Source organism: Streptomyces sp. NPDC007875 (genome assembly GCF_042868035.1).
GTDB lineage: Bacteria > Actinomycetota > Actinomycetes > Streptomycetales > Streptomycetaceae > Streptomyces > Streptomyces antimycoticus.
In genome coordinates this window covers 1-24,741 of the sequence record NZ_JBIADZ010000022.1, presented here as the reverse complement: position 1 = coordinate 24,741, position 24,741 = coordinate 1, and the positions used below count along the sequence as shown (strand labels likewise).

The 24,741-nt window shown below is 73.5% G+C and carries 19 protein-coding genes and 1 tRNA gene; 11 read left to right on the top strand and 9 right to left on the bottom strand.

Going from position 1 to position 24,741, the window contains the following annotated elements; translation table 11 throughout:
- Positions 1-125 precede the first annotated feature (125 nt).
- The 7 genes from ACFYOY_RS34810 to ACFYOY_RS34780 all read left to right on the top strand — a co-directional run bounded on the left by ACFYOY_RS34810 (position 126) and on the right by ACFYOY_RS34780 (position 7,019).
- A complete protein-coding gene (locus ACFYOY_RS34810) occupies positions 126-1,151 on the top strand; it encodes a phosphatase PAP2 family protein (protein ID WP_388591456.1) in 1,026 nt (341 codons plus the stop codon).
- A complete protein-coding gene (locus ACFYOY_RS34805; RefSeq protein WP_388591454.1) occupies positions 1,036-2,346 on the top strand; it encodes a hypothetical protein in 1,311 nt (436 codons plus the stop codon). Before ACFYOY_RS34810 ends, ACFYOY_RS34805 begins: the two co-directional genes overlap by 116 nt.
- Complete coding sequence (locus ACFYOY_RS34800; protein ID WP_388591452.1) at positions 2,337-3,998, top strand: hypothetical protein; 1,662 nt, start codon at positions 2,337-2,339, stop codon at positions 3,996-3,998. The genes ACFYOY_RS34805 and ACFYOY_RS34800 overlap by 10 nt, the downstream gene beginning before the upstream one ends.
- Positions 3,998-5,380 carry an AAA family ATPase gene (locus tag ACFYOY_RS34795; protein WP_388591538.1) on the top strand — a complete coding sequence of 461 codons (1,383 nt, stop codon included), beginning with the start codon at positions 3,998-4,000 and terminating at the stop codon, positions 5,378-5,380. The genes ACFYOY_RS34800 and ACFYOY_RS34795 overlap by 1 nt, the downstream gene beginning before the upstream one ends.
- 372 nt (positions 5,381-5,752) lie before the next feature.
- Positions 5,753-6,118 carry a hypothetical protein gene (locus tag ACFYOY_RS34790; RefSeq protein WP_059142052.1) on the top strand — a complete coding sequence of 122 codons (366 nt, stop codon included), beginning with the start codon at positions 5,753-5,755 and terminating at the stop codon, positions 6,116-6,118.
- Positions 6,119-6,232: 114 nt separating this feature from the next.
- Positions 6,233-6,889: a bifunctional DNA primase/polymerase gene (locus ACFYOY_RS34785; protein WP_388591450.1), complete on the top strand. Its 657-nt coding sequence runs from the start codon at positions 6,233-6,235 to the stop codon at positions 6,887-6,889.
- 56 nt (positions 6,890-6,945) lie between these two features.
- Positions 6,946-7,019, top strand: a tRNA-Lys gene (locus tag ACFYOY_RS34780).
- Positions 7,020-7,118: 99 nt separating this feature from the next.
- Here the strand turns inward: ACFYOY_RS34780 and ACFYOY_RS34775 are convergent.
- From ACFYOY_RS34775 to ACFYOY_RS34755, 5 genes are all read right to left on the bottom strand, one after another.
- Positions 7,119-8,375, bottom strand: coding sequence for a nucleotide disphospho-sugar-binding domain-containing protein (locus tag ACFYOY_RS34775; protein ID WP_351889807.1), 1,257 nt, complete (start codon positions 8,373-8,375; stop codon positions 7,119-7,121).
- A gap of 92 nt (positions 8,376-8,467) precedes the next feature.
- A complete protein-coding gene (locus ACFYOY_RS34770; protein WP_351889812.1) occupies positions 8,468-9,196 on the bottom strand; it encodes an SDR family oxidoreductase in 729 nt (242 codons plus the stop codon).
- Positions 9,197-9,299: 103 nt separating this feature from the next.
- Positions 9,300-10,250 (bottom strand): helix-turn-helix domain-containing protein, encoded by a 951-nt coding sequence (locus tag ACFYOY_RS34765; protein ID WP_351889817.1) that lies wholly within the window; start codon positions 10,248-10,250, stop codon positions 9,300-9,302.
- A 93-nt stretch (positions 10,251-10,343) separates the two neighbouring features.
- On the bottom strand, positions 10,344-11,579 hold the full coding sequence (locus tag ACFYOY_RS34760; protein WP_351889823.1) for an FAD-dependent monooxygenase: 1,236 nt from the start codon (positions 11,577-11,579) through the stop codon (positions 10,344-10,346).
- 281 nt (positions 11,580-11,860) lie between these two features.
- A complete protein-coding gene (locus tag ACFYOY_RS34755) occupies positions 11,861-12,685 on the bottom strand; it encodes an AfsR/SARP family transcriptional regulator (protein WP_059142046.1) in 825 nt (274 codons plus the stop codon).
- Positions 12,686-12,866: 181 nt separating this feature from the next.
- Here ACFYOY_RS34755 and ACFYOY_RS34750 point away from each other — a divergent pair, with 181 nt between their 5' ends.
- The 3 genes from ACFYOY_RS34750 to ACFYOY_RS34740 all read left to right on the top strand — a co-directional run bounded on the left by ACFYOY_RS34750 (position 12,867) and on the right by ACFYOY_RS34740 (position 16,893).
- Positions 12,867-13,124, top strand: a complete 258-nt coding sequence (locus tag ACFYOY_RS34750; RefSeq protein ID WP_388591447.1) for a hypothetical protein — start codon at positions 12,867-12,869, stop codon at positions 13,122-13,124.
- A 7-nt stretch (positions 13,125-13,131) separates the two neighbouring features.
- Complete coding sequence (locus ACFYOY_RS34745; protein ID WP_388591446.1) at positions 13,132-15,507, top strand: TOMM precursor leader peptide-binding protein; 2,376 nt, start codon at positions 13,132-13,134, stop codon at positions 15,505-15,507.
- Positions 15,508-15,645: 138 nt separating this feature from the next.
- The gene (locus tag ACFYOY_RS34740; protein ID WP_351889842.1) at positions 15,646-16,893 is read left to right on the top strand and encodes a histidine kinase; all 1,248 of its coding nucleotides are present in this window, start codon (positions 15,646-15,648) and stop codon (positions 16,891-16,893) included.
- Positions 16,894-16,950: 57 nt separating this feature from the next.
- On the opposite strand, the gene ACFYOY_RS34735 is transcribed toward ACFYOY_RS34740, so the two are convergent.
- The 3 genes from ACFYOY_RS34735 to ACFYOY_RS34725 all read right to left on the bottom strand — a co-directional run bounded on the left by ACFYOY_RS34735 (position 16,951) and on the right by ACFYOY_RS34725 (position 20,805).
- The gene (locus ACFYOY_RS34735) at positions 16,951-17,556 is read right to left on the bottom strand and encodes a response regulator transcription factor (RefSeq protein ID WP_351889988.1); all 606 of its coding nucleotides are present in this window, start codon (positions 17,554-17,556) and stop codon (positions 16,951-16,953) included.
- Between the two features lie 141 nt (positions 17,557-17,697).
- Positions 17,698-19,341 (bottom strand): AMP-binding protein, encoded by a 1,644-nt coding sequence (locus tag ACFYOY_RS34730; RefSeq protein ID WP_388591444.1) that lies wholly within the window; start codon positions 19,339-19,341, stop codon positions 17,698-17,700.
- A 198-nt stretch (positions 19,342-19,539) separates the two neighbouring features.
- Positions 19,540-20,805, bottom strand: coding sequence for a M6 family metalloprotease domain-containing protein (locus tag ACFYOY_RS34725; RefSeq protein ID WP_388591442.1), 1,266 nt, complete (start codon positions 20,803-20,805; stop codon positions 19,540-19,542).
- A gap of 318 nt (positions 20,806-21,123) precedes the next feature.
- On the opposite strand from ACFYOY_RS34725, the gene ACFYOY_RS34720 reads away from it, so the two are divergent.
- Positions 21,124-23,109 (top strand): EAL domain-containing protein, encoded by a 1,986-nt coding sequence (locus ACFYOY_RS34720; protein WP_351889857.1) that lies wholly within the window; start codon positions 21,124-21,126, stop codon positions 23,107-23,109.
- A gap of 2 nt (positions 23,110-23,111) precedes the next feature.
- Here ACFYOY_RS34720 and ACFYOY_RS34715 read toward each other — a convergent pair whose 3' ends face one another.
- On the bottom strand, positions 23,112-24,239 hold the full coding sequence (locus ACFYOY_RS34715; RefSeq protein ID WP_351889861.1) for an LLM class flavin-dependent oxidoreductase: 1,128 nt from the start codon (positions 24,237-24,239) through the stop codon (positions 23,112-23,114).
- Positions 24,240-24,741: the final 502 nt, after the last annotated feature.

Sequence of the window (24,741 nt, the reverse complement as noted above, 5' to 3'; positions counted from 1 at the left end):
TCCGCCGGGGGGTTCCGTCAGTGGGCGCCGCTCGCGGACGGGGGCGGTGCGTTGGTCGCTTCGCCTACACCGTACGGTTGACCGCGCGCCTTTTTGTGGCCGCCTGAACTTTGGAGAGCGTCCGAATGCCCCATACGGTGCCCCGTGCCGGAGCAGCACAGGGCAGTCGGCCCCGTTGGTGGACCGAACTGCCGCTCATAGCGGTGGTGTACGCCGCCTACTCGGCCGGTCGGCTGCTGGCCCGCGGCGATGTTTCCACCGCCGTCGACCATGGTCTGGCGATCCTCCATTTCGAACAGCGTCTGAACATCGACTTCGAGTCGCCGCTGAATGATCTGTTCACGGCCCACGCGGTGATAGGCATACCGGCGGACTTCGCCTACGCCTCGCTGCACTATGTGCTGACCCCCGCGATCCTGATGTGGATGTGGAAGCGCCGTAAGGCGTCGGACTACCGCTTTCTGCGCACCTGGCTGCTGGTCTCCACGATCATCGGGCTCGTCGGCTTCACGCTGCTGCCGACGTGCCCGCCGCGGCTTCTGGAGGCGAGCCACGGCTTCGTCGACACCATGGCGCAGTACGGCTCGTACGGCTGGTGGGGCGGTGACGCCAGCGCACCGCGCGGACTGGGCGGGCTGACCAACCAGTACGCGGCGATGCCCAGCCTCCACGTGGGATGGGCGCTGTGGGCCGGCGTCGCCCTGTGGCGGCACGGACGCTCGACATGGACCAAGATCGGCGCGGTCGCCTATCCGCTGGCGATCACGCTCGTGGTGATGGGCACCGCCAACCACTACTTCCTGGACGCGGCCGCCGGCGCCGCCGCCATGGGGCTCGGGGCGCTGCTGACGGGCCCCGCGCTGCGGCTCACGGAGACGCTGCGCACCCGCCTGCGCCCGGCCCGCGAGACCGTCCCCGCCTCCCGAAACGCGGGTGTGCCCGCGAATGTCGGTGACAAGTGCGAGACTTCGGCGCGTGAACGGGAACGGATCCCCCGACAGCAGGGCAGGGGCGCGGACAGGCAACGCACCGACGGTGCCGCGGACGACGGCGGCCGGGGAGCCGGTGCCAGTACCGGAGGCGGCCGGGGAGCCACTGCGGACGGCTCGGCCCCCGCGGCAGGCGACGGGGCTGCGGCAGCGGCTCGCTGAGCTGCGCGGCCCGGCCACCGTTCCCCATCCGATGGACGCCCGCGCGCTGGCGGCGCTGGCCGCCAACCCGGGCTGCCGCCGCCGCGCGCTGCTGGACGGGGCCGGGGTCGACAAGGGCGCGCTGGCGTCGGCGCTGGGGGCTCCCGCGAACTTCGGGCAGTCGCAGTTCGCGCATCAGCGCGGCAACTCCTTCGAGGCCCGGGTCAAGGCGGACGGCGGCGCTGACCTGGTGCGGCTGCTGCATGAGCGGCTGCGTGACGGCTCGGAGGCACCCGGTCCCGGCGCCGTCGCCACCCCCGATCTCACCGCGCCCGGGCCGCAGGGCCGCACGGCCCGTACGGCGCTCGCGCTGCGCGAGGCCACGGAGGCGGGGCGCTGGGCGCTGCTGGACCATCCGATGGTGAGCCTGGACGTCGCGGGCTCGCCCGCGTTCCTGGAGCCGGACGCGGTCGTGGTCCACCCCGACGGGTCGTGGACGGTCGTCGAGATCAAGTCCTTCCCCATGGTGGACGGCTCCGCCGACCCGGCCAAGGTGGGCGCGGCCGCCCGGCAGTCGGCGGTCTACACCCTGGCGCTGGAGCGGGTGGCGTCGATGATCGGCCGCCCGCCGGAGGGCGGGGGCGACGCGGCGGCGCGGGAGGGCTCGGTGACCCCGGCGGAGGCCGCTTCCGTGCGGGCCCGGGTGCGGCATCACGTGCTGCTCGTCTGCCCCAAGGACTTCTCCAACCTGCCGACCGCCGAAATGGTCGATGTGCGCAAGCAGCTCGCGGTCACCCGGCGGCAGCTCGACCGGCTGACCCGGATCGAGGAGATCGCCGCCGCCCTCCCCGAAGGCACCACCTTCGACCTCCGGCTCACCGACGACGGCCGGACCCCGACCCGGCCGGTCGAGGAGCTGATGGCCGCCGTCGAGGCGGTGGACGCGGCGTACGCCCCGGAGTGCCTGTCCACGTGCGAGCTGGCCGCCCACTGCCGGACGCGGTCCCGCGCGGCGGGCCGGGTCGAGGCGCTGGGCCGTGGCGTCCGGGGCGAGCTGGGCGGGCTCACCACCATGGACGCCGTCCTTACGGCCGCCATGGAACGTCCCGCCGACGACACCCCCACCGGCGACCCCACCGTGGACGCCCTGCGCCGCGCGGCGGCCCTGCGCGCCGAGGCGCTCGCGTCCCGCCCCGAGGCGGTGGCATGTCGCTGATCACCACCCTGGCCCGGATGGAGGCGGTCCGGGAGGGGCGGGCCCAGCCCCTGGCCACTGTGCGCCACCGCCATCTGTCGGAGCGCCCGCTGGCATTCGTCCCGCTCACCACCGCCGGTGAGGCGGGGGCGCCGCTCGGGGCGCTGGTGGGCAGCGACCGGGAAGCGCCGCGGCTGCTGATCGTGGCCCAGCCGCGCGACCGCGATCTGCGGTTCGCGTTCCTCGCCGCGCTCGCGGAGGAGATCCAGCCGTATCTGGACTCGTACGCGGACCAGGTCGAGCTGGAGGAGCGCAAGGAGACCGATCCGGAGACCGGTAAGAAGGTGCCGGTCCAGGTCGAGCTGTGCGCGGACGCGCCGCAGCTGCTGGTGCCGAGTGCCGCGGGCGTGGCGTTCGTCCGGCTGCTGGGCCGGTCGATGCGGTTCCGGCGGACCGCCGAGCAGGACCCGGAGACGCCGTTCCCGGCGCCCGCGCGGGTGCCGCTGCTCGGCCGCTGGCTGACCCACTACGGGGAGCGGTCGCGGGTGCCCGGCTCGTCTCTGCTGCTGTCGCTGACCGAGCTGCTGAGCCGTCACTGGGCGACCGGGCAGAGCAATCTGGAGGATCAGCACCTGGGCTCGCTGCTGGCCTGGATCGACCCCCCGGAGGGCGTACCGGGGGCGGAGGCGGCGCTGCGGGCGGAGTCGGAGCGGGACGAGGACGGCCAACTGTGCTGCCCGCCCGCCGGCCCGGCCACCGACCCCGCCTTCGACAACAAGCTGCTGGCACCGGCGATGTCCCGCTACGACGCGGCACGTGCCGAGATGTCCCAGGGCGTGGCTGGGGGCGAGGCGCGGCTACGGCTCGCCGAGGCGGAGCTGCGCGGGCTGATCGAGTCGCAGCTGCGGCCCACCTGGGACGCGCTGTGGCGCGGGGTGGATCTGCTGCGCGCCCTCCCGGAGGGCGCGCGGGTGGCGGACCGCTGGAAGCGGGACCGCTGGTCCTACACCGGCCACCGGGACCGGGTCCGGGCCGGGGAGCCGCCGCAGCCCAAGCGGGACGACGCGGTGACGGCGGCGCAGAAGCTCGCCGCGCGCGAGACCGCGCAGGCCCAGCTCGACGCCCATGAGGCGCTGGACGATCCGCTGGTCATGGCGGGGCGGCGGCTGGCCGGTGAGGCGTTCGCGGGCGAGGTGATCGATGTGGAGATGGCCTGGTCGGACGCGAAGGTGCCACGCCCACGCCCGCTGGTCACGGTCCGCACCGAGGACCGCCCGCATCTGGCCGAGCGGGTCAAGCTGCACCGGGTCATGGCCGACGGCAAGGCGCAGAGCGGGGAGTTCGCCGGTTTCGCGGAGACCGACGAGGCTGGTGGCACCGACGAGTCCGACGGCCTCGAAGGGGCTGGCGCTTCGGGCGCCGCGGAGGACCCGGCCCGCGCGCTGGTGGTGCGGCTGACCGGCGGGATGGGCCGGGGCAAGCAGCCGGAGCCGGGTTCGGTGCCCGAGAAGGGCGACCGGGTGTGCTGGACGCTGTTCGAGCACGCCCCGCGTGGCGGCCCGGAGCTGCCCGACGCGGAGAGCACTCCGTGGACCCACGGCGGCCCGCCGGACGCCGCCGCGCCGGCCCAGGGCCTCGAGCCCGACCCGATGACCGAGGAGGACTATCTGTGATCGGCGCGGACCCGGCCGCCGCCGCGGCCCACGCCGGCCGCGCCCGAGCGGGCGAGCCGTTCGACCCGTCGGCCGCGGCGGCGCGCGCGACCGAGGCGATCCTGCGGGACACGCTGCACGGAGCGGACCGCGGCGTCGTCGTGGACTCCCCGCCCGGTGCGGGCAAGTCGACGCTGGTGGTGCGGGCGGCGCGGGAGTTGGCCGCCGCCGGGCGGCCGCTGATGGTGGTCGCGCAGACCAACGCCCAGGTGGACGATCTGGTGGACCGGCTGGCCACGGCGGACCCCGAGCTTCCGGTGGGGCGGCTGCACAGCAGCGATCCGCATCCGTACGACCCGGTGCTCGACGGTCATGCGTCGGTCCGCGCCTCCGCGAAGATCGGCGACCTCGCCGGGCTCGACATCGTCGTCTCCACGGCCGCGAAGTGGGCGCACATCAAGAATGTCGAGCCGTGGCGGCACGCGATCGTGGACGAGGCGTACCAGATGCGCTCCGACGCGCTGCTGGCGGTCGCCGGGCTGTTCGAGCGGGCGCTGTTCGTGGGCGACCCGGGGCAGCTGGACCCGTTCAGCGTGGTGGGCGCCGACCAGTGGGCGGGGCTTTCGTACGACCCGTCGGCGAGCGCGGTCACCACCTTGCTCGCGCACAATCCGCGGCTTCCGCAGCACCGGCTGCCGGTGTCCTGGCGGCTTCCGGCCTCGGCCGCGCCGCTGGTCTCGGACGCGTTCTATCCGTACACGCCCTTCCGCAGCGGCACCGGCCACGGCGAGCGGCGGCTGAGCTTCGGGGTGGCCTCCGACGGCTCGGGGCCGGACCGGGTGCTGGACGAGGCCGCCGCGTCCGGCTGGGGGCTGCTGGAGCTGCCCGCCCGGCGCACCCCGCGCACCGACCCGGAGGCGGTGGCGGCCGTGGCCCAGGTGGTGCGGCGGCTGCTGGACCGGGGCGCGGTGGCGGTCAGCGAGCGGTCCGACGAACCGCTGCCGGTCGCGGCCGACCGGATCGCGGTGGGCACGGCGCACCGGGACCAGGCGGCGGCGGTCCGGGCGGCGCTGACGGGGCTCGGGGTCTCCGGCGTCACCGTCGACACCGCCAATCGACTCCAAGGGCGTGAGTTCGAGGTCACGGTCGTTCTGCACCCGCTGTCGGGGCGGCCGGACGCCACGGCCTTCCATCTGGAGACGGGACGGCTGTGCGTGCTGACGTCACGGCACCGGCAGGCGTGTGTGGTGGTGTGCCGGGCGGGGGTGGCCGAACTGCTGGACGAGCATCCGTCCACGGAGCCGGTGCAGCTGGGCGTGACGGTGAAGTTCCCGGACGGCTGGGAGGCCAACCACGCGGTGCTGGCGCATCTGGCCGAGCACCGCGTGACATGGCGGCCGTAAGGGCGCGTTGGCGCCGGCCATGGCCGGCGCCAGGGTCGTCTCGGCGCCGCGGTAAGGGGCGTCTCGGCGCCGCGGTAAGGGCGTGTCGATGGCCGCCGTAAGGCCGTGACGGCGCGTCGGCGGCGGCTGTAAGCGCTTGTCGGCGGCGGCCGTAGCGGCGTGTCGATGGCGACCGTAAGGGCGACGCGTCCCCGGCGGCCGTACGGTGCGTCACCAGGGGCGACGGTCCGGCCATGGTTCAGCGGGCGGCGGGGTGGGGAGAGACCCCAGGTCGGCGGCGTACGGCGGGGCGCCCTTGCCCTACGCGCGACAATGAAGACAACAGGACCACCGCGAACCGTAGGTGCCTCACGACCCAGGAGGAGAGATCACATGCCCGAGCCGGATTCGGCTCAAGGCCGGCACGGCTCCGCGCCCCGGCGGCTGAAACCAGCGCCCCTGCTCTTCGAACCGGCCGCCGCCGCCTCGGACGAGGCGCACTTCTTCGACCTGGAGTCGATCGAGGACCCGCGTGAGCTGCTGTCCCGCTCGACGGAGCTGGTGCTGGCGTTCCGCGCGGCGACGGACCGGGCCATGGAGTTCCAGGCGATGGCGGCCGCCCAGCTCGCCGACCCGAGGCGGTTCGATCGGCTGACCCCCGCCGTGATCGCCGAGCGTGCCGAGTGGACCGAGGACTACGCCAAGAAGATGGTCGAGTTCGGCCGTGAGCTGATGCGGAGCGGCGAGTTGCCGGACTGACGGCAGGCGTGAGCCTGGGGCATATGCGGGCGAAAGATACCCGATGCCGACACCCGATGTCCCGGTTTCGCCGCATCTCTCTACACCGTCATCGCCGACGGTAAAGGTGGAAACATGACCAGAACGCCGCAGGACGCACTTCACACCGCCGCCTACGTCACCCCGGCGGGCGCGGACTGGCTCGCCTCGGCCAGCGCCTCGCCGCGCGGTGTGCAGGCCCTGTGGGCCGGAGCCCCGACCGCCGCGGTGACGCTGCCGTGCGGTACGGCGTTCGACGTCATCAGCATGGACGCGCTCTTCGGCCGCCGGGTGGTGGGCCGGTTATGGACCGACGGCCCCGGCACCGGGCCGGTCGCGGCCCGGGGCGGCCGCGTCATGCTCTTCACCACCCCGGGGACCGCCCAGCGGCTGCCGGCGCTGCTCGGCTGGGAGGAGTGGGGCGCGACCGCTCCCCCGCTGCTCTGCTACGGGCGGGGCGACGCGGTGACCGTGCCGCCGCTGTTCCCGCCGGACCCCGATGCGGCGGAGACGGCGCCCCTGGAGCGCGATGCCCGGGAGACCGGCACCCGTGAGTCCGCCGCCCGGGAGTGCGGTGCCCGCGAGTCCACCCCCATGCCGTCGCCGCGCTGGCTGGTCGCGCCCGATGTGCGCAAGCCTTGGCTGCCCGGTCCCGAGGTGCTGCTGTGGGCCTGTGTGAGGGCGGCCCGCGCCGCCGGTTGTGATCTTGTCGGCACGGCTGTGACCAGCACACCCGCCGTTTTTCCGGGCTGAAAGTTATCGATTTTCACTCCGTGGCGTCCGGGTGCTAAGGTCTCCTACGTCAGCAGGCGCCGCTAGCTCAGTTGGTTAGAGCAGCTGACTCTTAATCAGCGGGTCCGGGGTTCGAGTCCCTGGCGGCGCACAGACAGCGAAAGGCCCCTCATCTCGGTGAGGGGCCTTTCGCGTGGCCTTCGGGCCCTTCCGTCCTTCACGGAGGGCGGCCCTCCGCGTACGACGGCCCTCACCTCGCCGGGCCCGTGAGCCGGGTGACCGCCTGGACCGCCTCGGCCGGGCCGGGCATCGCCAGCGCCTCCCGCCGCAGGGCGTGCGCCGCCGCCGCGAACGAGGGCTGCTCCAGCAGGGTGAACAGGTCCAGGGCCAGCCGACCGCCCGCCGCCGGCGCCCCGCGCCGCGTGCCGTCGAGGGCGTCGGCGGGCAGATACATCCCGGCGCCCGCCCGGGCCAGCCGCGCCCCGTTCAGCTGCTGCTCGAGGCGGGGCGCGACGACCAGCTGCGGCACCCCGGCCGTGGCGGCGGCCAGCACCGCCGCGCCCCCGCCCTGGTGAAGCAGCGCCCGGCAGCCCGGCAGCACCCGGTGCAGCGGCCCGGCGGGTGGCCGCCCCTCGGCGGCACTGCCGACCCGGACGACCTCCACGCCCCGCGCCTCGGCGGCCCACAGTGCGGCCCTTACGGCGTCCGGCGGGCCACTGGCGTCGTCCCAGGCCGCGCACACCCGGACCGGCCCGGAGCGCCTGGGGCCGCCCGGCCCGCGCCGCCCGTTCGGCGCGGCGGCCTGGCGCGCGGGGTGCGGCCCGGCGCGGTGGGCCTCGTAAGGCGACGGCGTCTCATGCGGCGACGGCCCGTCCTGCGGAGCGAGGCGCACCGGCAGCCGCCGCGCCCGCGAGGGCAGCGCGAGGCTCGGCGGGCAGGGGTCGAGCCAGAGGTCGGGCTCGCGCGCCGGGTCGGCGCCGTAACGCCGCATCAGCCGGGCGTAGCCGGGCAGTGGCGGGCCTTCGAGCCGCTGGCGGTCCAGCCGCAGCACGGCCGCGCTCCCCCACAGCTGGCCGATCGCGGGCACCCCCAGCGCCCCCGCGGCCACCGTGCCCGCGTAGGCGCTCGCGTCATGCACCACCAGCTCCGGCTGCCAGCAGCGGGCGAAGGCCACCAGGCCCTGGGCCATCGCCTCGGCGATCCGCACCTGCCGATCGCCCAACGCGCGCAGCACGCCGTGCTGCTCCGGGGTGAGCGCGGCGGGCCGCACCGGCCAGTCCGTCGGCCAGATGCCGCGCGGGCGCCGCGTCGCGTCCGGCGCCCTGACCACCGCCATGGGCAGGGCACCGATCTGCACCGGCACCAGGCCGGTCCGGGCGACGGCCGCCGCGCATTCGGACGGCACCGCGACCCGTACCTGGTGCCCGGCTCCGAGCAGAGCGCGCGCCAGCGGCACCATGGGGACGAGATGGGCGCCCGAGGCCCAGGTCGTGAAGAGGACGCGCACGGTTCACCTCCCGCAGAGGTCGAGCCGGCCGGACCGCCCCGCCCGGCCGATGGACATGACACCGAGCCGACCCATCGCATCCCTCGCCGGGCTCAGCGGCACCCCGTCGGCGTCAGCGCTTCGCCGGTGATCGTGCCGTTGGCCGCCGAGCACAGGAAGAGGAGGGCGCGGGCGATGTCCCCGGGGGTGGCCGACGGCCGGTCGGGCGGAGTAGGCAGCCGGTCGGGCGGGGTGGGCCCGGGGCACACGGCGTTGATCAGCACTCCGTCGCCGCCCACTTCGCCCGCCAGACCGCGGACCAGACCGTGCAGCCCGGCCCGCGCCACCGCGTGGAACTCCCCGTCGGCTGCCCCGTCCGGTGCCTGCGGTGAGGCCACCAGCGCGATCCGGCCCCAGCCGCGCTTGCGCATCCCGGCGACGGCCCACTGGACGGTGCGGACCGCGGGCACGAAGCCATCGGCGACGAGCGGCCGCCAGTGCTCCTCCGGTACGTCCTCGAACCGGGTGTGCGGATCGCGTCGCGCGCCCCGTCGCCGGGCGGCCGCCACCAGTACGTCGAGCCCGCCCCAGTGCTCCTCCACGGCGGCCACGACCCAGCGCGGCGACGCGGCGTCGTCCAGGGCGTACGGCACGGCGAAGGCCCTGCCGCGATCCGGTCCGGACAGCTCGGCGGCCAATGCCTCGGCGGCCTCGCGCTGGTGCCGGAAGGCGAGCGCCACCCGGGCGCCCTGCTCCGCGAAGGCGCGTGCGGCGGCCCGGCCGATGGCCCCGGTGGCCCCGGTGACCAGGACCGTGCGCCCCTCCAGGCCGAGGTCCAACATGGGCGCTCCTCGCGGTCGTTCCCACTGAGAAGGCCATGGTCGCCGCCGTGACTCGAGTCCGCCTCGACCCGCGCCCGAGGATGCCCAGGGGACCGCTCGGCGGTTATCCCGCGTTTCGCTGGAATGCGGAGCGGTAGCTGTGCGGGCTGGTGCCGACGACGCGCTTGAAGCGGTCCCGGAAGGAGGTGGGCGAACCGAAGCCGACCTGGGTGGCGATGCGCTCGACCGGGTGGGTGGTGGCCTCCAGCAGATACTGCGCCTGCCGGATCCGGGCGCGGTGCAGCCACTGGAGCGGAGTGGTGCCGGTGTGCTCCCGGAAGCGGCGGTTGAGGGTGCGGGTGCTCATGCCGATGTGGGCGGCGATCTCGTTGAGGGTGAGGTCCCGTCCGGCGTTGTCCTCCATCCACCGCAGCAGGGGTTCGAACAGCGATCCGCGCGGTACGGGCGGCTGGTCATGAACGATGAACTGGGCCTGCCCGCCCTCCCGTTCCAGGGGCATCACGGACAGCCGCGCGGCGTCGGCGGCCACGGCGGAGCCATGGTCGCGCCGGATCATGTGCAGACACAGATCGAGCCCGGCCGCGGCGCCGGCCGAGGTGAGGAACTGGCCGTTGTCCACATAGAGCACATCCGGGTCGACCTGGACCTTCGGATGGAGCTCGGAAAGCAGCGGACCAGCGAGCCAGTGGGTGGTGGCGCGGTGTCCGTCGAGCAGCCCGGTGGCGGCGAGGACGAAGGCCCCGGAGCAGATCGAGGCGATACGGGTGCCCCGGTCGGCGGCGTCCCGCAGCGCGTCGATCACCTCGTCGGGGACCGGGAGCAGGGCGTCGCTGCGGCCGGGCACGACGATGGTGTCGGCCTCGGCGAGCGCCTCGAGCCCGTACGGAGCCTGGAGGGCGAACACCCCGGCGTCGACGCTGGGGGCGGGGCCGCAGACCCGGACCCGGTAGGGCTCCCGGCCGTCGGGCAGCCGGGTGCGGCTGAACACCTCGATCGGGGTGGCCAGATCAAAGGGGACGACCTGGTCCAGCGCCAGGATCACGACAGTGTGCATGGCCTCAACCTAGGCGGTGCGGCATAGGGGGTCGAAACCGGGGTGGCGAGAAGCCGGTGCAGGAAGGGTTTCCCGCCATCGCGCTCCAGGCTGTCATGTCCGGCCGCACACTCCGGCGTCGGCGATGCGGATCGACGGGTTGCCGTAGGCCATGCGCTGCAGGATCTTGCGATAGAGCGGCGTACGACGCAGCGCCCGCGCGAGACGGGGGCGCACCCGGGTGGTGAACGCGCCCTGCGAGAGGATCGCCCGGCTCTGCAGGGTCTGCATCCGCATCACCGCCGCGATATCGGGCCCGCGGCGCCGCTCGAACTCCGCCAGCCGCTCGGCGCTGGTGTCGCCCTCGGCCAGGGCGCGGACCAGCAGGGGGTGCAGCACCACCGCGTCCTGCACCGCGAGGTTGATGCCCTGGGCGCCGATCGGGCTGTGGGTATGGGCGGCGTCACCGATCAGCACCAGCCCGTCGGCGACCCAGCACTTGGCGCGTGCGGAGAAGACCTCGAGCACACCGAGGTCGGCCGGGGTACGGATCTGATCGCGGATCAGCGTGGCGTACCCCGGCACGGCACGCACCAGCCGCTCCTTGACATGGTCGAGGCCGAGGGCGGCGATATGGCGGTAGCGCCGGTGCGGCAGGGTCCAGCCGATCTGGATCCGGTTCGGCCAGGAGCCGTAGACCAGCACCGGGCCGCCGCCGGTGCGGAACACCCGCACATCGCGGACCGGCGGCTCTTCCCGGGGCGCGATGAGCGTGCACCACAGCACATCCTGGGCGAACGCGTCGGCGCGGCCCGCCCCGATGCCCGCCAGCCGCCGGATCCGCGAGAACCGGCCGTCCGCGCCGACGACGACCCGGGCCCGTACGGCACAGCGGCCCGGCGGTCCCTCGGCGATGACCCCGGTGATCCGCTGCTCCCGCCACAGCAGGGCCCCGGCCCGCCGTCCGGGCAAATAGCGGAAGCCGGGCCAGCGGCGGCAGCGGGCGAGGAGCTCATCCAGCAGATGGGGGCGCGGAACGCTCAACAGGTGGTCGTACGGGGCCGCAAGCAGCCGGTAGTCGGCCTCCAGCAGCACTCGCTCGCCCTCGACGACCACGAATCGGTCGTGCTCATGGGCGCCGCGGGCGCGTGCGCCGGCGAGTACATCGAGCGCGTCCAGCAGCGCCATCGCGCCCGGCTGGAGGATTTCACCGCGGAACACGCGCTGATGCGCGCGGGCGCACTCCACCACGGTCACCCGAGCCCCCGACCGCAGCATCAGCAGCGCCAGCACCAGACCGGCCGGGCCGCCGCCGACGACGCACACATCGGTGTCGATCTCGCGCGTCATCGCGCCTCCTGCTGGTCGAGCTCCAGGGCATGGGCATCGGGCGCCTGTGACCTCCCCTGGACGCACTACGGCTCCGCTTGCCCGCGCGGGGGGATCGGGCAGCGGAGCCGTAGCAAGCCCGGCTGAAGGGCGGCGCCGGGCGTTCTTGGGGGGATGGTTCGCCGGACGATGGTTCGCCGAACGGGGACGGTTGGCCGGGGACTTACGGGGCTCCGGACGAGGGGCGGTGTCGGGGCTGTGGGGACTATTCGGCCGTGGACTGTTGGCTGTTTGCTGTTGATCTATGCGGCGAACAGGTCGAGCACCGGGCGGCGCCAGTGGCCGTCCAGGTCCAGATCGAGCGCCGGGTCGGAGGCGAGCACCGCCTGCTGGAGCTTCTGCAGCCGCGGCGACGGCTCCAGCCCGAGGTCCTCGACCAGTCTGGCGCGCAGCCCCTGGTAGACCTCCAGCGCCTGCCAGGGGCGGCCCGCGCGGTAGAGAGCGGCCATGCACTGGGCGTGCAGCCCCTCATGCAGAGGATGACGGGCGGTCAGCTCGGTGAGCTCCGTGAGCAGCTCGGCATGGCGGCCCAGCCGCAGATCGGCCTCGATACGGCGCTCCAGGACGCCGAGCCGGCTCTCCTCCAAACGGGCCAGCTCGATCTCCAGGACCGGCCCGACCTTCACATCCACCAGCGCGGGGCCGCGCCAGACGGCCAGCGCCTCGCGCAGCAGCAGGGACGCCTGGACATCGTCCCCGGCGTCCAGCGCGTCCCGCCCCGCGGCCACCAGCCGGTCGTACTCATGGATGTCCACCGCGCCCGGCTGGGCCTCCAGCACATATCCGCCGTAGCGCGTGGCCAGGACGTCCTTGGAAGCCTGCGGGGCCTGCGGGCCATAGGCCGTGGCCAGCCTTCGGCGCAGCTGCAGGATGTAGGTCTGCAAAGTGGTGAGCGCGCTGCGCGGCATCTGCGTGCCCCAGATTTCCTCCATAAGAGTGGGCACCGGCAGCATCTGGTTGGCGTAGACGGAAAGCAGTGCAAGGATCTGGCGCGGCTTGCCCGCGCTGGGCACGATCGACTGACCGCACGCCTCGACGCTCAGCGGCCCCAACACCTTGATGTCCATGGTCGTGTACCTCCGTCAACGGTCCGTCAAGTGCCTCCTGGCCGCGCGGCCTGCCACCGAGGCATTTAAGAGCCTCGCTTGTGGGCGACCTGTGCGGCCAGTGCCGGAGTAACGAGCTCGATATGAGTTCCAGAGCGCCGCACCATGACAAATTCACACCCTGGCGATGAGAGAGTCCGCGATGACCGATACGCCCGTCCCACATGAGTCCACGAGCCCCGCCACCCTGGCTCATTCCGCCGAGAACACCGAGGTCACCGGAGTCACCGGGGTCGTCGAGATCGCCGAGCGCGCCAGGATCACCCAGCGCGCCGGGACCGCCGCCGAGACCGTTCAGCCGCCCGCCGAGGACGACGATCTGGTCATCGAGGACCTCTCCGACGCCACCTGGCCCATCGGCGCGCCCGCCATCTGCATCTGCACCGTCGGCGCCGAATGACCGGCCGATGACCGGCGAACTGGGCTTCACACCACATCTGCGGGTCGAGCCGGTGCCGGGCGAGGCCGTGTATCTCGTCTCCGAGCACGGGGTCACGGCGCTGCACGGGCGGGCGATCGCCGCGCTCGCGCCGCTGCTCGACGGGTCGCGGGACCTCGCCCACATCCTCACCGAGGCCGCCGCGCCCGCCGGCGCCGCGGGTCCGCCCGGTGCGGTCCCGGCCGGGCAGGCCGAGCGCGTGATCGCCCGCCTCCGCGCGGCCGGGCTGGTCTCCGAGCGGGACCACGCCTGGACCCCCGAGGAGGCGTACTGGGAGCTGGCCGGGCTGAACACCGCGGGCGGCTCCGCCCCGGCCCCCACGTCCCGGCCCACCCGCCCCGCCGTGGCCCCGCTGGTCCTCGGCTCGGCCGACCCGGGCGAGGTGGTCCGGGCGCTGCGCGCCGCGGGGCTGAGGATCGCGGACCTGAGGACCGTGGACGGGAAAGCGGCGGACGGGAAGGCGGCGGACGGCGATCCGACGGCGTCCGGGGTCTCTAGCCCTCGGCGAGAGATATGTCAAATCGCCCCCCGTCAACATGACGACCCAGAACTCACCCTTGTGGTGTGCGATGACTACCTCGATCCGCGGCTCGCCGCCGTGGACGCCGCGCACCGCGCCGGCGGCCGTCGCTGGCTCCCCGTCAAACCGGTGGGCACCCAGGCGTGGCTGGGCCCGTTCCTCGGCGCCCCCGACGACCCGTGCTGGGTCTGCCTGGCCGACCGGCTGTGGCGCGGACGGCAGGCCGAGGCGTATCTCCAGCGCCGGCTCGGCCGCCCCGGACCGGTGCCGCGCCCGCCCGCCTCCCTGCCCGCCAGCCGCGCCGCCGCGCTCCAGCTCGCCGCCCTGGAGGCCGCCAAGTGGCTGGCCGGGCACCGGCATCCGGGCCAGCGGGAGCTGCGCATCCTGGACAGCCTCACCGCCACCGTGGACCGCCATCCGCTCTCCCGCCGCCCGCAGTGCGCCGGCTGTGGCGATCCGGCGCTGGTCGCGGCCCGGATACGGGCGCCCCTGGCGCTGCCGTCGCCACGGGAGCCGCTGGCCGAAACCGGCACCGGCACCTCCCCGCGCCGGATCATGGAGCGCTACGGGCATCTGGTGGACCCGGTCACCGGGCTGGTCACCGAGATCCGGCGCGATCCGCGCGGCCCCGCCGTCCTCAACTGCTTCCACGCCCGCCACCCTTCGTACGCGGGAGCGGGCCCCCAGAGCGGCCTGGACGCCGTAAGGGCGGGATTGCGGGCGTCCGCCCACGGTAAGGGCCGCACCGCCGAACAGGCGCGGGCGAGCGCGCTGTGCGAGGCCCTGGAGCACTACAGCGGCCATTTCCAGGGGGACGAGCCGCGGCAGCGCGCCCGCTACCGCGATCTGAACCCGGACGACGCGGTGCACCCGGACACCGTCCAGCTCTTCGACCCGCGCCAGTTCCGCGCCCCTGCCCTCCCCGCGCGTCACCGGATCCGCGATCCGTTCGACGAGGGCGCGGAGCTGGACTGGACCCCGGTGTGGTCGCTCACCGCCGAGCGCCACCGGCTGCTGCCCACCGCGCTGCTGTACTACGGCGCCCCGCAGCCACCGCGACACCGCTGCTGCCGGGCGGACTCCAACGGCACGGCGGCAGGCGGCACGCTGGCCGACGCCGTCGTACGGGGCTTCCTGGAACTGGTGGAGCGGGACGCGGTCGCCCTGTGGTGGTACAACCGCACCCGGCAGCCCGCCGTGGCCCTCGACGCCTTCGACGACCCGTGGCTGGCCGAAGTGCGCGCCGCCCACCGGGGGTTGCGACGCGAGGTGTGGGCCCTGGACCTCACCACGGATTTCGGCATCCCGGTGGTCGCCGCGCTCTCCCGGCGCCTCGACAAGCCCGCCGAGGACATCACCCTCGGTTTCGGCGCCCACTTCGACCGGCACACCGCGCTGTGCCACGCCTTCGCCGAGCTGAACCAGATGCTCCCGGCGGTGGTCGAGGCCCGCGCCGACGGCGGGGGCTACGGCGCCGCCGAGCCCGAGGCGCTGCACTGGTTCCGTACCGCGGCCTTGGCCGACCACCCGTATCTGACGCCCGATCCGGCCGCCGTACCGCCCCCGGGGATATCCGGCCTCCCGGAGGGCGGTGCGCCGGCCGCCGTAAGGGAGCTGGTGCGGCAACGCGGGATGGAGTTGCTGGTGCTGGACCAGACCCGGCCGGATGTGGGGCTGCCGGTGGCCAAGGTGCTGGTGCCCGGAATGCGCCCGCACTGGGCCCGGTTCGCGCCCGGTCGGCTCTTCGACGTCCCGGTCGCGCTCGGACGGCTGCCGGGGCCCACGCCCTATGCGGATCTCAACCCGATTCCGTTTTTCCTGTGATCCCCCGTGATAACGCGTAACTCTGCGTACACCATGAGCCTTCCACGCGGCCTCTCCACCCCGAGTAAAGATCGGATACTCTCGGGCAAGCCGCCCAATCCGGCCCGACCATCCGGAGGACGAGTGCAGGGGAGCCTCTTGCCCGACGATGCCGGGAACCACCCACCGCGCCACCACGACAATCTGGCGCCGCGCCTGGCCGTCGTCATCACGGTCCTCGTGCTGGTGGGCTACTTCTCCGTGGCCGTCACCTATGTGGTCGACGGCAATCGTTCGAGCAAGTCGGTCGACGCGGCGATGCTCGGGCTGGCGCTGCTGCCGATGACCATGCTGCTCTGCCTCCAGTTGCTGCACTCCTTCCCCGGCCTCGCGCCCCGGCTCAGCGGCGCACGGCGCCGGACGCTGGCGCTCCAGGCGGTGCTGACCTTCGCCCCCTTCGCGGTCTTCAAACACGCCTGGCTGGGCATGCCGGGCTTTCTGGCCGGCTCCTCGCTGCTGGTGCTGGCACCGGCGCTGGCGTGGCCCGCGTTCGCGGCCATCCTGCTGTGCACGGATGTGCTGCTGTTCCAGGTCGGCTTCGGCTGGGGCCAGGTCGCCTACACCTCGGTCTCCACCGCGCTGACCGGGCTGGTGGTCTTCGGGCTCTCGCGGCTGTCCGGGCTGGTCGCCGAGGTGTCCCGGTCCCGGGCGGAGCTGGCCCGGCTGGCGGTCGCCCAGGAGCGGCTGCGGTTCTCCCGGGATGTGCACGATCTGCTCGGGTACAGCCTGTCCACCATCACCCTCAAATGCGAGCTGGTACACCGGCTGGTGCCCCGGCAGAACTCCCGCGCCCAGCAGGAGCTTTCGGAGATCCTGCAGACCTCCCGTCAGGCCCTCGCCGACGTACGGGCCGTGGCCAGCGGCTATCGCAAGATGTCGCTGTCGGCGGAGTCGGCGACGGCCCGCTCGATGCTGGCCGCGGCGGGTATCAGCGCCACGTCCGAGATCGACTGCGGACCGCTGCCGGAGCTGGTGGACACGGTGCTGGCGAGCGTGTTGCGCGAGGGGCTGACCAATGTGCTGCGCCACAGCAAGGCCGACCACTGTGCGATCGAGGCACGGCGGAGCGGGCGCCAAGTGTGGCTGACCCTCGTCAACGACGGGGTCGGCCGGCCGTCCACGATCCTGCGCACCGACAGCACGGACGGCGGAAGCGGAATCGGCAACCTCCGGGTCCGGGTGGAGAACCTCGGCGGACGGCTGCGCGCGGGCGTACGGCCGGACGGCTGGTTCGAGTTACGGGCGGAGCTGGATGTGTCCGTGGACGCGCCACCGCGGAGCGGCCGGGAGCGCGACTCGAAGGACTCGAAGGAGGAGTACGGCCCGGGGCCGACCGTGACGGCGTGACGGGCGTGAGGGCCTGACGGGCGCGAGAACCTGACGGGCGTGCGGGCCGGACGCGTTCTACAGCCAGCCCGCCTCGCGGGCGATCCGGATGGCGTCGACCCGGTTGCGGGCATCCAGCTTGGTCACTGCGGACGTCAGATAGTTGCGCACCGTGCCCACCGACAGAAACAGCTTGGCCGCGATCTGCGCCGACTCCTCCCCCCTCGCGGCGAACCGCAGGACCTCCAGCTCACGTGGGGTCAGCGGCTGCGGGCCGTCGTCCAGGGCGGCCAGCGCCAGCTGTGGATCGATCACCCGCTCGCCCCGGGCGACGGCGCGGATGGCCTCGCTCAGCTTGTCCGGGCTGCTGTCCTTGAGCAGAAAGCCGGAGACATGGGCGGCCAGCGCCCGGCGCAGATTTCCGGGGCGGCCGAGGCTGGTGAGCATCATGGTGCGGCATTCGGGCACGGCGGATCTCAACTCGGCCGCGGCGGTGAGCCCGTCCATACCCGGCAGATCGATGTCGAGCACCGCGACATCCGGGCGGAGTTCACGGGCGCGCGGCAGGATATCGGCGCCGTTGGAGAATTCGGCCACCACCTCGATATCCGGTTCGAATTCCAGCAGGGCGACCAGGGCCTTGCGCAACATATGCATGTCTTCCGCGATCAGCACCCGGACCATCCCGCCCCCTGCTTTCCCCGCCCCGTCATCACCCCGCATGCCGATTATTCCCGCGCTCTCGTGACCCTTCCATAGATTCGCGGGCAAATGCGCCCGTCGAACGCATATCCCGTTGCGCGGGCGCGACCGCGCGCCCCCTTGTCATGCCGCACCACCCCGGCAGGGCTCACCCGCCTCCGGTCCGAACTCGGCGTGCAGGGCCCGCACTTCACCCCGCAGATAGCGCTCGCGCAGCAGGGCGCGCCGCACCTTGGCGGTTCCCGCCCCGCGCACGGTGCCGGGGCGCACCAGCAGCAGCGCGCCGGTCACGACGCCGAACTCCTCCGCGATCAGGGCGCGGATCCGCGCCGCCAGCCGGGGCAGCCCGGTGCGCACCCCGCCCGCCGTACGGACGACCTCCTGAACGACCACCAACGCCCCCGCACCGGGCCCGGCGCAGAACACCCGGGCCGACCCCAGCGCCCGTGCGCAGCGCAGCAGTTCGCGCTCCACGTCCTGTGGATGCAGGGTGTGGCCGTCCACCAGGAGCGCGTCACGGAGCCGGCCGGTCATCCGGAGCTGTCCGTTCACCGTAAGGCCGAGGTCGCCGGTGCGCAGAAAGCCGCCCGGGCCCTCGGCGACGCGGGCGGCGAACAGCAGCGCGGTGTCCGGCGGACCGCCCCAGTGGCCGGTGGCGACGGCGGGGCCGCGCACCCAGATCTCCCCGGGCGCCCCGTCCGGCAGCCGGCGCCCGGTCAGCGGGTCCACGACGGCGAAGTCCGCGCCCGGCACCGGTGCGCGCCCCGTGGCCAGCGCCACCGGGGACCCCTCGGCCGGGACGTATCCGGCCACCAGGGTGCCCGGGCGCAGCCCCAGGGGCGCGCAGCGGTGAGGGAAGGCGGCCATGGTTCCGGCCGAGACCGGCTCCCCGGCGTTCAGCGCGGTGCGCCAGCGGGAGAGGTCGAGCCCGGCCGGTGGCTCGTCGCCGAGGAGGGCGGCGCAGCGGGCGTGGAGGATGTCGGGCGCGACGGTCTCGGTGATGCCGTGGCGGCTGATGGCCCGCAGCCAGCCGAGCGGATCGGTGCGGAACGGCTCCGCCGGAAGCGTCACGGCGGTGGCGCCCAGCCACAGCGGATGCAGCACCTGCCCGATCAGCCCGGGGGCATGGCGGCGGGGCAGCCAGCCGCCGATCCGGGAGTGGCGGTCGGTGCCAAGCGTCCGCCGCAGCCCTGCCATGGCCGCCGTAAGGCCGCCATGGGTGAGCAGGGCACCACGTGGGGCGGTGGCGGGCCCGGAGTCGTAGGCGAGCAGCGCGAGGCTGTCGGCGGTGGTGCGGACGGGTTGCCGGGACGCCCCGTCGTACGCGTCGGGGCGGAGTCCGTCGACGGCGAGGCAGGTCAGACCGGCGCGGCCGACCCGGGAGAGCCTGCGGGAGGTCTCGGTGGCGTGGGCGGTCTCGGTGAGGACGAGGTCCACGGCGGCGTCACGGACGATCGAGTCGATGCGCTCGGCATCGGTCCGGGAGGCGGACGGCGCGGGCACGGGCACCGCGACGGCGCCCGCGTACAGACAGCCGAGCAGCGCCACCGCGGCGTGCGGACCGGGGTCCATGGCGAGCAGCACCCGGCGGCCGGCAGCGTCCCGGGCACGCAGCCAGGCGGCCACGGCGTCGGCGCGGGCGTCGAGCGCGGCGTAGGACACGCGGTGTTCGGTGCCGTCGTCGGCGGGGTGGGCGAGCGCCGTACCGTCGGCGTGCCGGAGGGCCCGTTCCTTCAGGGCCTCGGCCAGATTCGCGTGTCGCGGCATTCTCAACTCCCGGGCGCCCGACGTCGGAAAGGGGCCCACAGTCTCGAAGCGGCACCTCGAAGCCGACTTGATCACCGGTTATGAGCGCACCCCGGCCAGCGGAGCGGCTCCGTCAGCGGCCCGACCCGGTCATCTGCGGAGCGTCGTCAGCGGCCCGACCGGACATGGGCGCGACCGGACATCGGCGCGGCTCCGTCATCACCGCGCCCGGCGGTTGACCCGGACGGTCCAGCCCCCGTCGGCGGCGCGGCCGGCCACCGTGATCCGTACGGAGTCCTCCTTGACCGACAGGCTGTCGCCGACGCCGAGCGGGGCATCGGCGAGTTCGGGGTAGACCGACTCGTTCCAGCAGGCGGAGGTGGCGGGGTGGCCGTCCAGCACCTGGACGGGGCCGTCGCCCGACGCCTTGTCGTTGTGGACGCGGTAGACCAGCACGCCCTCGGTGCAGGTGCCCGCGTCGTTGCCGCGACCGCCACGCGCCTCGATGGCCAGCGCGGTGGTGGGCCCGGTGCGGACCACGACCAGCCGGGTGCGGGTGTCGGCGCCGGGCCTGCCCCGCCCCATGGGGGCGGCGAGGGGCTGGAGGGTGTATCGGCGCGGGCCGATGGCGCGGTCGCAGGCCACCTGGCGCGCGCCGAGCCAGCCCAGCTTCCACTTGTGCCAGCCGAACGGATCGGGTGCCATGCCGAACTGGCTTCCCATGAGGTCCCAGTCGCCGACGTAGGTGTCCCATTCGGCGCTGGCGTCGGTGTCCTTCGGCCGGTGGTAGAGGTCGGGCAGGTCGAAGACATGGCCGGTCTCATGGGCCAGGACATTGCGGTCCGGCGGATGGTGTTCGAAAACAGTGACCAGACGGCGCAGATCAACACCGTCGGCGCGCAGTGGCTTTTCGAAGTTGACCACTTTCGTCGCGTCGGCGTCCACACCGGGCGCATCGGGGTCGGCGACCAGATAGACGAGGTCATAGCGGCCGAAGTCGAGGTGCGGATCGGCGGACGCGATGGCATCGCGCAGATACGCGGCGCGGCGCTTGGCGTTCCAGTCGCGCTGTATGGCGTACGCGGTGGAGCGCTGGGGCATGGTGAGCCAGCGCCGCAGCGGATGCACCCGCAGCGCGAACTTCCCGTAGGACGCCCGCTTGAAGAAATCGGGGGTCGCGGGGATATGGTCGGTGGCCAGCCGGGCCGGGGATACCCTGGGCTTGGCGTCCGGGAACGACAGGAAGACCATCGCCGCGTCCAATCGGCGCACCGGGCGCGGATAGCGGGAGTTCCAGGTGTCCAGGCCCTCCGAGTGGTGGGCGTCGGTACGTTCCAGGTCACAGGGTCCGCCGGGGCCGGCCGCGACAGCGGGGCCCGCCACCACGGTGGTCGCGATGAGCGCGCTCAACGAGGTCAGCAGGGCCCCGGTCCGACGCAACCGAGGCTGCCGGTGCACCCCCTCGGGTACCTGAGGACGCACCATGTCGACCTCCCGGGCGTAGTCCGAACACCCACTCCACCCTGAGGCGAATTGGCGGGGTACGCCCTGTTGGGATGGGCTGGTCGAGTGAAGAGGCCGCGATCCGGGTACGTAACAGACGGTCACAATCGGTCAGAGCGGCTGTTGGCCCGCGCAGAGTCGAACAGATACGACCAAACACATTGTCAAGGCGGCGGTGAGCGCGATGACGTCGATGGAACGCCCGGAGTACGAGCCCCTATGATCGGCACATGTCCAGCGGGGAATCCCCCTTCAGGCAGGAAATTACGGTCTGCCCGGCACCCGGTGTGAGACAACAAGATGCGTACGAACAACCTGGACACAACGAACGCCACGCGGGAGCGAGCGGTGAGCGGAATCCCTGACGGGCAGGGCCGCGCCCTGGGCGCGACGCTGCCGACGATCACAGAGCGTGATGCTACCCCCAGCGTTCTCCCTGTTGCGGAGGACGCCGGCGCACCTCGCCCGGCCACCAGCGCGCCGTCGGCGCCGGGCGCGCCCCCAGCCCCGGGCACGCCCCCAGCGCCGGGTACTCCCTCAGCGCCAGGCGCGCCCCCGGGCGCCGACCCGGCTCCGGGCCCCGCACCCGGCGACTACCGCGCCGCCTTCAACGTGGCGCGCCTCGCCATGGCCGTCGTCGACCGCGAGGGCAGGGTGCGCGACGCCAACCCCGCGCTCGGCGCCCTGCTCGGCACCGATCCGGCCGTGCTGACCACCCGCAGCGCGGCGGATCTGGCCAATCTGCGCGAGGATCCGCGCACCTGGAAGGAGTACCGGGACGTCCTGGGCGGCCGTCTCGCGCGGCTGCGCCGCACCCGGCGCCTGCTGCGCGCCGACGGCCATGCCCTGTGGGCCGAGATCACCATCGAGCCCGCGCCGGACAGCTGCAGTCTGCTGCTGTCGATGGCCGACATCAGCGATCAGCGGGATCTCCAGGGGCGACTGCGCCATCTGCAGATGCACGATCCGGTCACCCGGCTGCCCAACCGGAGCCTGTTCTTCGAGCGGATGACCTCGGCGCTGGAGGCGGCCACCTACGACCACGGGGGCACCGGCCGGATCGGGCTCTGCTATCTCGACCTGGACGGTTTCAAGGCGGTCAACGACACCCTCGGCCACCGGGTCGGCGACCGGTTACTCGGCGCGGTCGCCCAGCGGCTCACCGAATGCGCCGCGCCCGGCGGCCATCTGGTGGCGCGGCTCGGCGGGGACGAGTTCGCCCTGCTGGTCCGCAACTCCACCGGCACCGAGCAGCTGTGCGACCTCGCCCGGTCGCTGCTGGCCGCCCTGCAGGAACCGTTCGACGTGGGCGGGCAGCGGCTGTCGGTGTCGGCGAGCATCGGCGTGGTGGAGCGGCCCGCGGCCGGTACCCACACCACCTGGCTGATGCAGGCCGCGGACACCACGCTGTACTGGGCGAAGGAGGACGGCAAGGCGCGCTGGACGCTCTTCGATCCGGAGCGCAACGCCCATCGGATGACCCGGCAGGCGCTGTCCAGCACCCTGCGTCCGGCGGTCGAGCGGGACGAGTTCGTGCTCGACTACCAGCCGCTGGTGGGGCTGGGGGACGGGGTCGTCCGGGGGGTGGAGGCGCTGGTGCGCTGGGACCATCCGCAGTTCGGGCGGCTGTCGCCGAACCGGTTCATCCCGCTGGCCGAGGAGAACGGCGCGATCGTGCCGCTGGGCCGGTGGGTGCTGCGCACCGCCTGCCGCCAGGCCCGCGCCTGGCAGCTGGCCAATCCGACCCATCCGCTGGTGGTCAGCGTCAATGTGGCGGTCCGCCAGGTGTGGGACTCCGACCTGGTCGCCGATGTCGGCACGATCCTGGCGGATACCGGGCTGCCGCCACATCTGCTGCAGCTGGAGCTGACCGAGTCGGCGGTGATGGGGTCGACGGGCCGTCCGCTGCAGGCGCTGCAGCGGCTCAGCGACATGGGGGTGCCCATCGCGATCGACGACTTCGGGACGGGCTACTCCAACCTCGCCTATCTCAGCCGGCTGCCGGTCTCCACGCTCAAGCTGGACGGCTCGTTCGTCCAGGGGTTCCGGGCCGAGGAGCATCCGAATCCGGCCGACGAGACCATCGTCGAGGCGCTGGTGCAGCTCGCGCACCGGCTGGGCCTCACCGTGACGGCCGAATGCGTGGAGAGCGCCGAGCAGGCGGAGCGGCTGAGGCGGATCGGCTGCGACACGGGACAGGGGTGGTTCTACTCCCGTCCGGTGCCGCCGGACCGCATACAGACGATGATCACCTGCCCGGCGTCCGGTGAGGGCTACGTCGGTTAGGGCTACGCCTCCGTCTGCGCCGTCGGGAGATCGTAGGCATCGGCGATCAGCTCGTACGAGCGCAGACGGGCGTCACGGCCGTGCGCATTGGCCGTGATCTTGATTTCGTCCGCTCCGGTGCGCTTGATCAGCCCGTCGAGCCCCTCGCGGACCTGGTCCGGGGTGCCGTACTCGACGTTGGCGAGCCAGCTGTTGATGAAGTCGCGCTCGATCTCATTGAACTCGTATGCTTCGGCCTCCTCGGGCGTCGGCACCAGGCCGGGGCGTCCGGTGCGCAGCCGGATCATGGCCAGGGCGCCGGTGAGCACCTGCCGGTGGGCCTCCTTCTCGTCCTCGGCGGCGAAGGCCGAGACGCCGATCGAGGCGTACGGCCGGTCCAGCGCGGCGGACGGCCGGAAGGTCTCGCGGTAGAGATCGAGCGCGGGGACGGTGTTGGCCGCGGAGAAGTGGTGGGCGAAGGAGAACGGCAGGCCGAGCATCCCGGCCAGCCGGGCGCTGAATCCGCTGGAGCCCAGCAGCCAGATCGAGGGCCGGTCGGCGGACTGGACCCCCCCGGGCACGGTGCCCTGCACCGGCCCCGGCACCGCGTGGATACGGGCGTAGCGGTGTCCGTCGGGGAAGTCGTCGTCGAGGAAGCGGGTCAGCTCGGCGAGCTGCTGGGGGAAGTCGTCGGCGCCCTCGCGCAGCCGTTCGGTGCGGCGCAGGGCGGCGGCCGTGGCCCCGTCGGTGCCGGGCGCGCGGCCGAGGCCGAGGTCCACCCGGCCGGGGGCGAGCGCCTCCAGGGTGCCGAACTGCTCGGCGATGACCAGCGGGGCGTGGTTGGGGAGCATCACTCCGCCGGAGCCCAGCCGGATCCGCTCGGTGTGCGCGGCGAGATGGGCGAGGATCACCGCCGGGGAGGTGCTGGCGACCCCGGGCATGGAGTGGTGCTCGGCGACCCAGAAGCGGTGGAAGCCCCGGCGCTCGGTGAGCCGGGCGAGTTCGGTGGTGGTCCGCAGCGCCTCGGAGGCTGTCACCCCGCTGCCGACGGTCGCGAGGTCCAGGACCGACAGGGGCACCGGTGCGCTGCCGAGGGCCCGGGCCCGGATGGGGTCGTGCTGGTCGTCTCGCCGGTCCTGCTCATCGGCCACGGTGGCCCGCCTCCCTGGTCGCACTGCGGTGCGCGTACGTCTGTCTCGGTATGCCTCTACGTCTACCGCCTGTATTCAACCGGAGAAAGGCTCCGCTTTATTCCCCGCCACCGCTCCCCGCCCCCGCCGCCCCGCCCTACGGCATACGGCCGGGTCCGCCCCCGATATACGGCCGGGTCCGCCGCCGCCTGGGGAGGAGGTGTGGCGGCGGACCCGACGGCGGTGTGCCGTGCTCGCGCGGACAGGCCTAGGGTCTGTCGTTTGGATCAGGCCGGATCAGGGAGCGGGGTCTGGTGCGTGCAGCTGCAAGGCGGAGGAGGGAGTCGACGCGGAGCGTCGGCGAGTGACGACAACGCCGCAGATGCGCGTGCCAGACCCCGCGAGCCCGGCCTGATCCAAACGACAGGCCCTAGTACTGCAACGGTGCTTGCCGTGACTGCTGGCCAGCTCAGGGGCTGTGTCCGCGTCGTTTGTAGTGACTGACACGGGCCTGGTGCTGGCG

Coding starts and splice junctions, on each gene's coding strand:
- ACFYOY_RS34735 (WP_351889988.1), bottom strand. CDS start 17,556: ATGGTCCGGGTGCTGATCGCGGAAGACATGCATATGTTGCGCAAGGCC.
- ACFYOY_RS34765 (WP_351889817.1), bottom strand. CDS start 10,250: ATGCACACTGTCGTGATCCTGGCGCTGGACCAGGTCGTCCCCTTTGAT.
- ACFYOY_RS34785 (WP_388591450.1), top strand. CDS start 6,233: ATGACCAGAACGCCGCAGGACGCACTTCACACCGCCGCCTACGTCACC.
- ACFYOY_RS34750 (WP_388591447.1), top strand. CDS start 12,867: ATGACCGATACGCCCGTCCCACATGAGTCCACGAGCCCCGCCACCCTG.
- ACFYOY_RS34755 (WP_059142046.1), bottom strand. CDS start 12,685: ATGGACATCAAGGTGTTGGGGCCGCTGAGCGTCGAGGCGTGCGGTCAG.
- ACFYOY_RS34770 (WP_351889812.1), bottom strand. CDS start 9,196: ATGTTGGACCTCGGCCTGGAGGGGCGCACGGTCCTGGTCACCGGGGCC.
- ACFYOY_RS34730 (WP_388591444.1), bottom strand. CDS start 19,341: ATGCCGCGACACGCGAATCTGGCCGAGGCCCTGAAGGAACGGGCCCTC.
- ACFYOY_RS34790 (WP_059142052.1), top strand. CDS start 5,753: ATGCCCGAGCCGGATTCGGCTCAAGGCCGGCACGGCTCCGCGCCCCGG.
- ACFYOY_RS34745 (WP_388591446.1), top strand. CDS start 13,132: ATGACCGGCGAACTGGGCTTCACACCACATCTGCGGGTCGAGCCGGTG.
- ACFYOY_RS34810 (WP_388591456.1), top strand. CDS start 126: ATGCCCCATACGGTGCCCCGTGCCGGAGCAGCACAGGGCAGTCGGCCC.
- ACFYOY_RS34720 (WP_351889857.1), top strand. CDS start 21,124: ATGCGTACGAACAACCTGGACACAACGAACGCCACGCGGGAGCGAGCG.
- ACFYOY_RS34800 (WP_388591452.1), top strand. CDS start 2,337: ATGTCGCTGATCACCACCCTGGCCCGGATGGAGGCGGTCCGGGAGGGG.
- ACFYOY_RS34760 (WP_351889823.1), bottom strand. CDS start 11,579: ATGACGCGCGAGATCGACACCGATGTGTGCGTCGTCGGCGGCGGCCCG.
- ACFYOY_RS34725 (WP_388591442.1), bottom strand. CDS start 20,805: ATGGTGCGTCCTCAGGTACCCGAGGGGGTGCACCGGCAGCCTCGGTTG.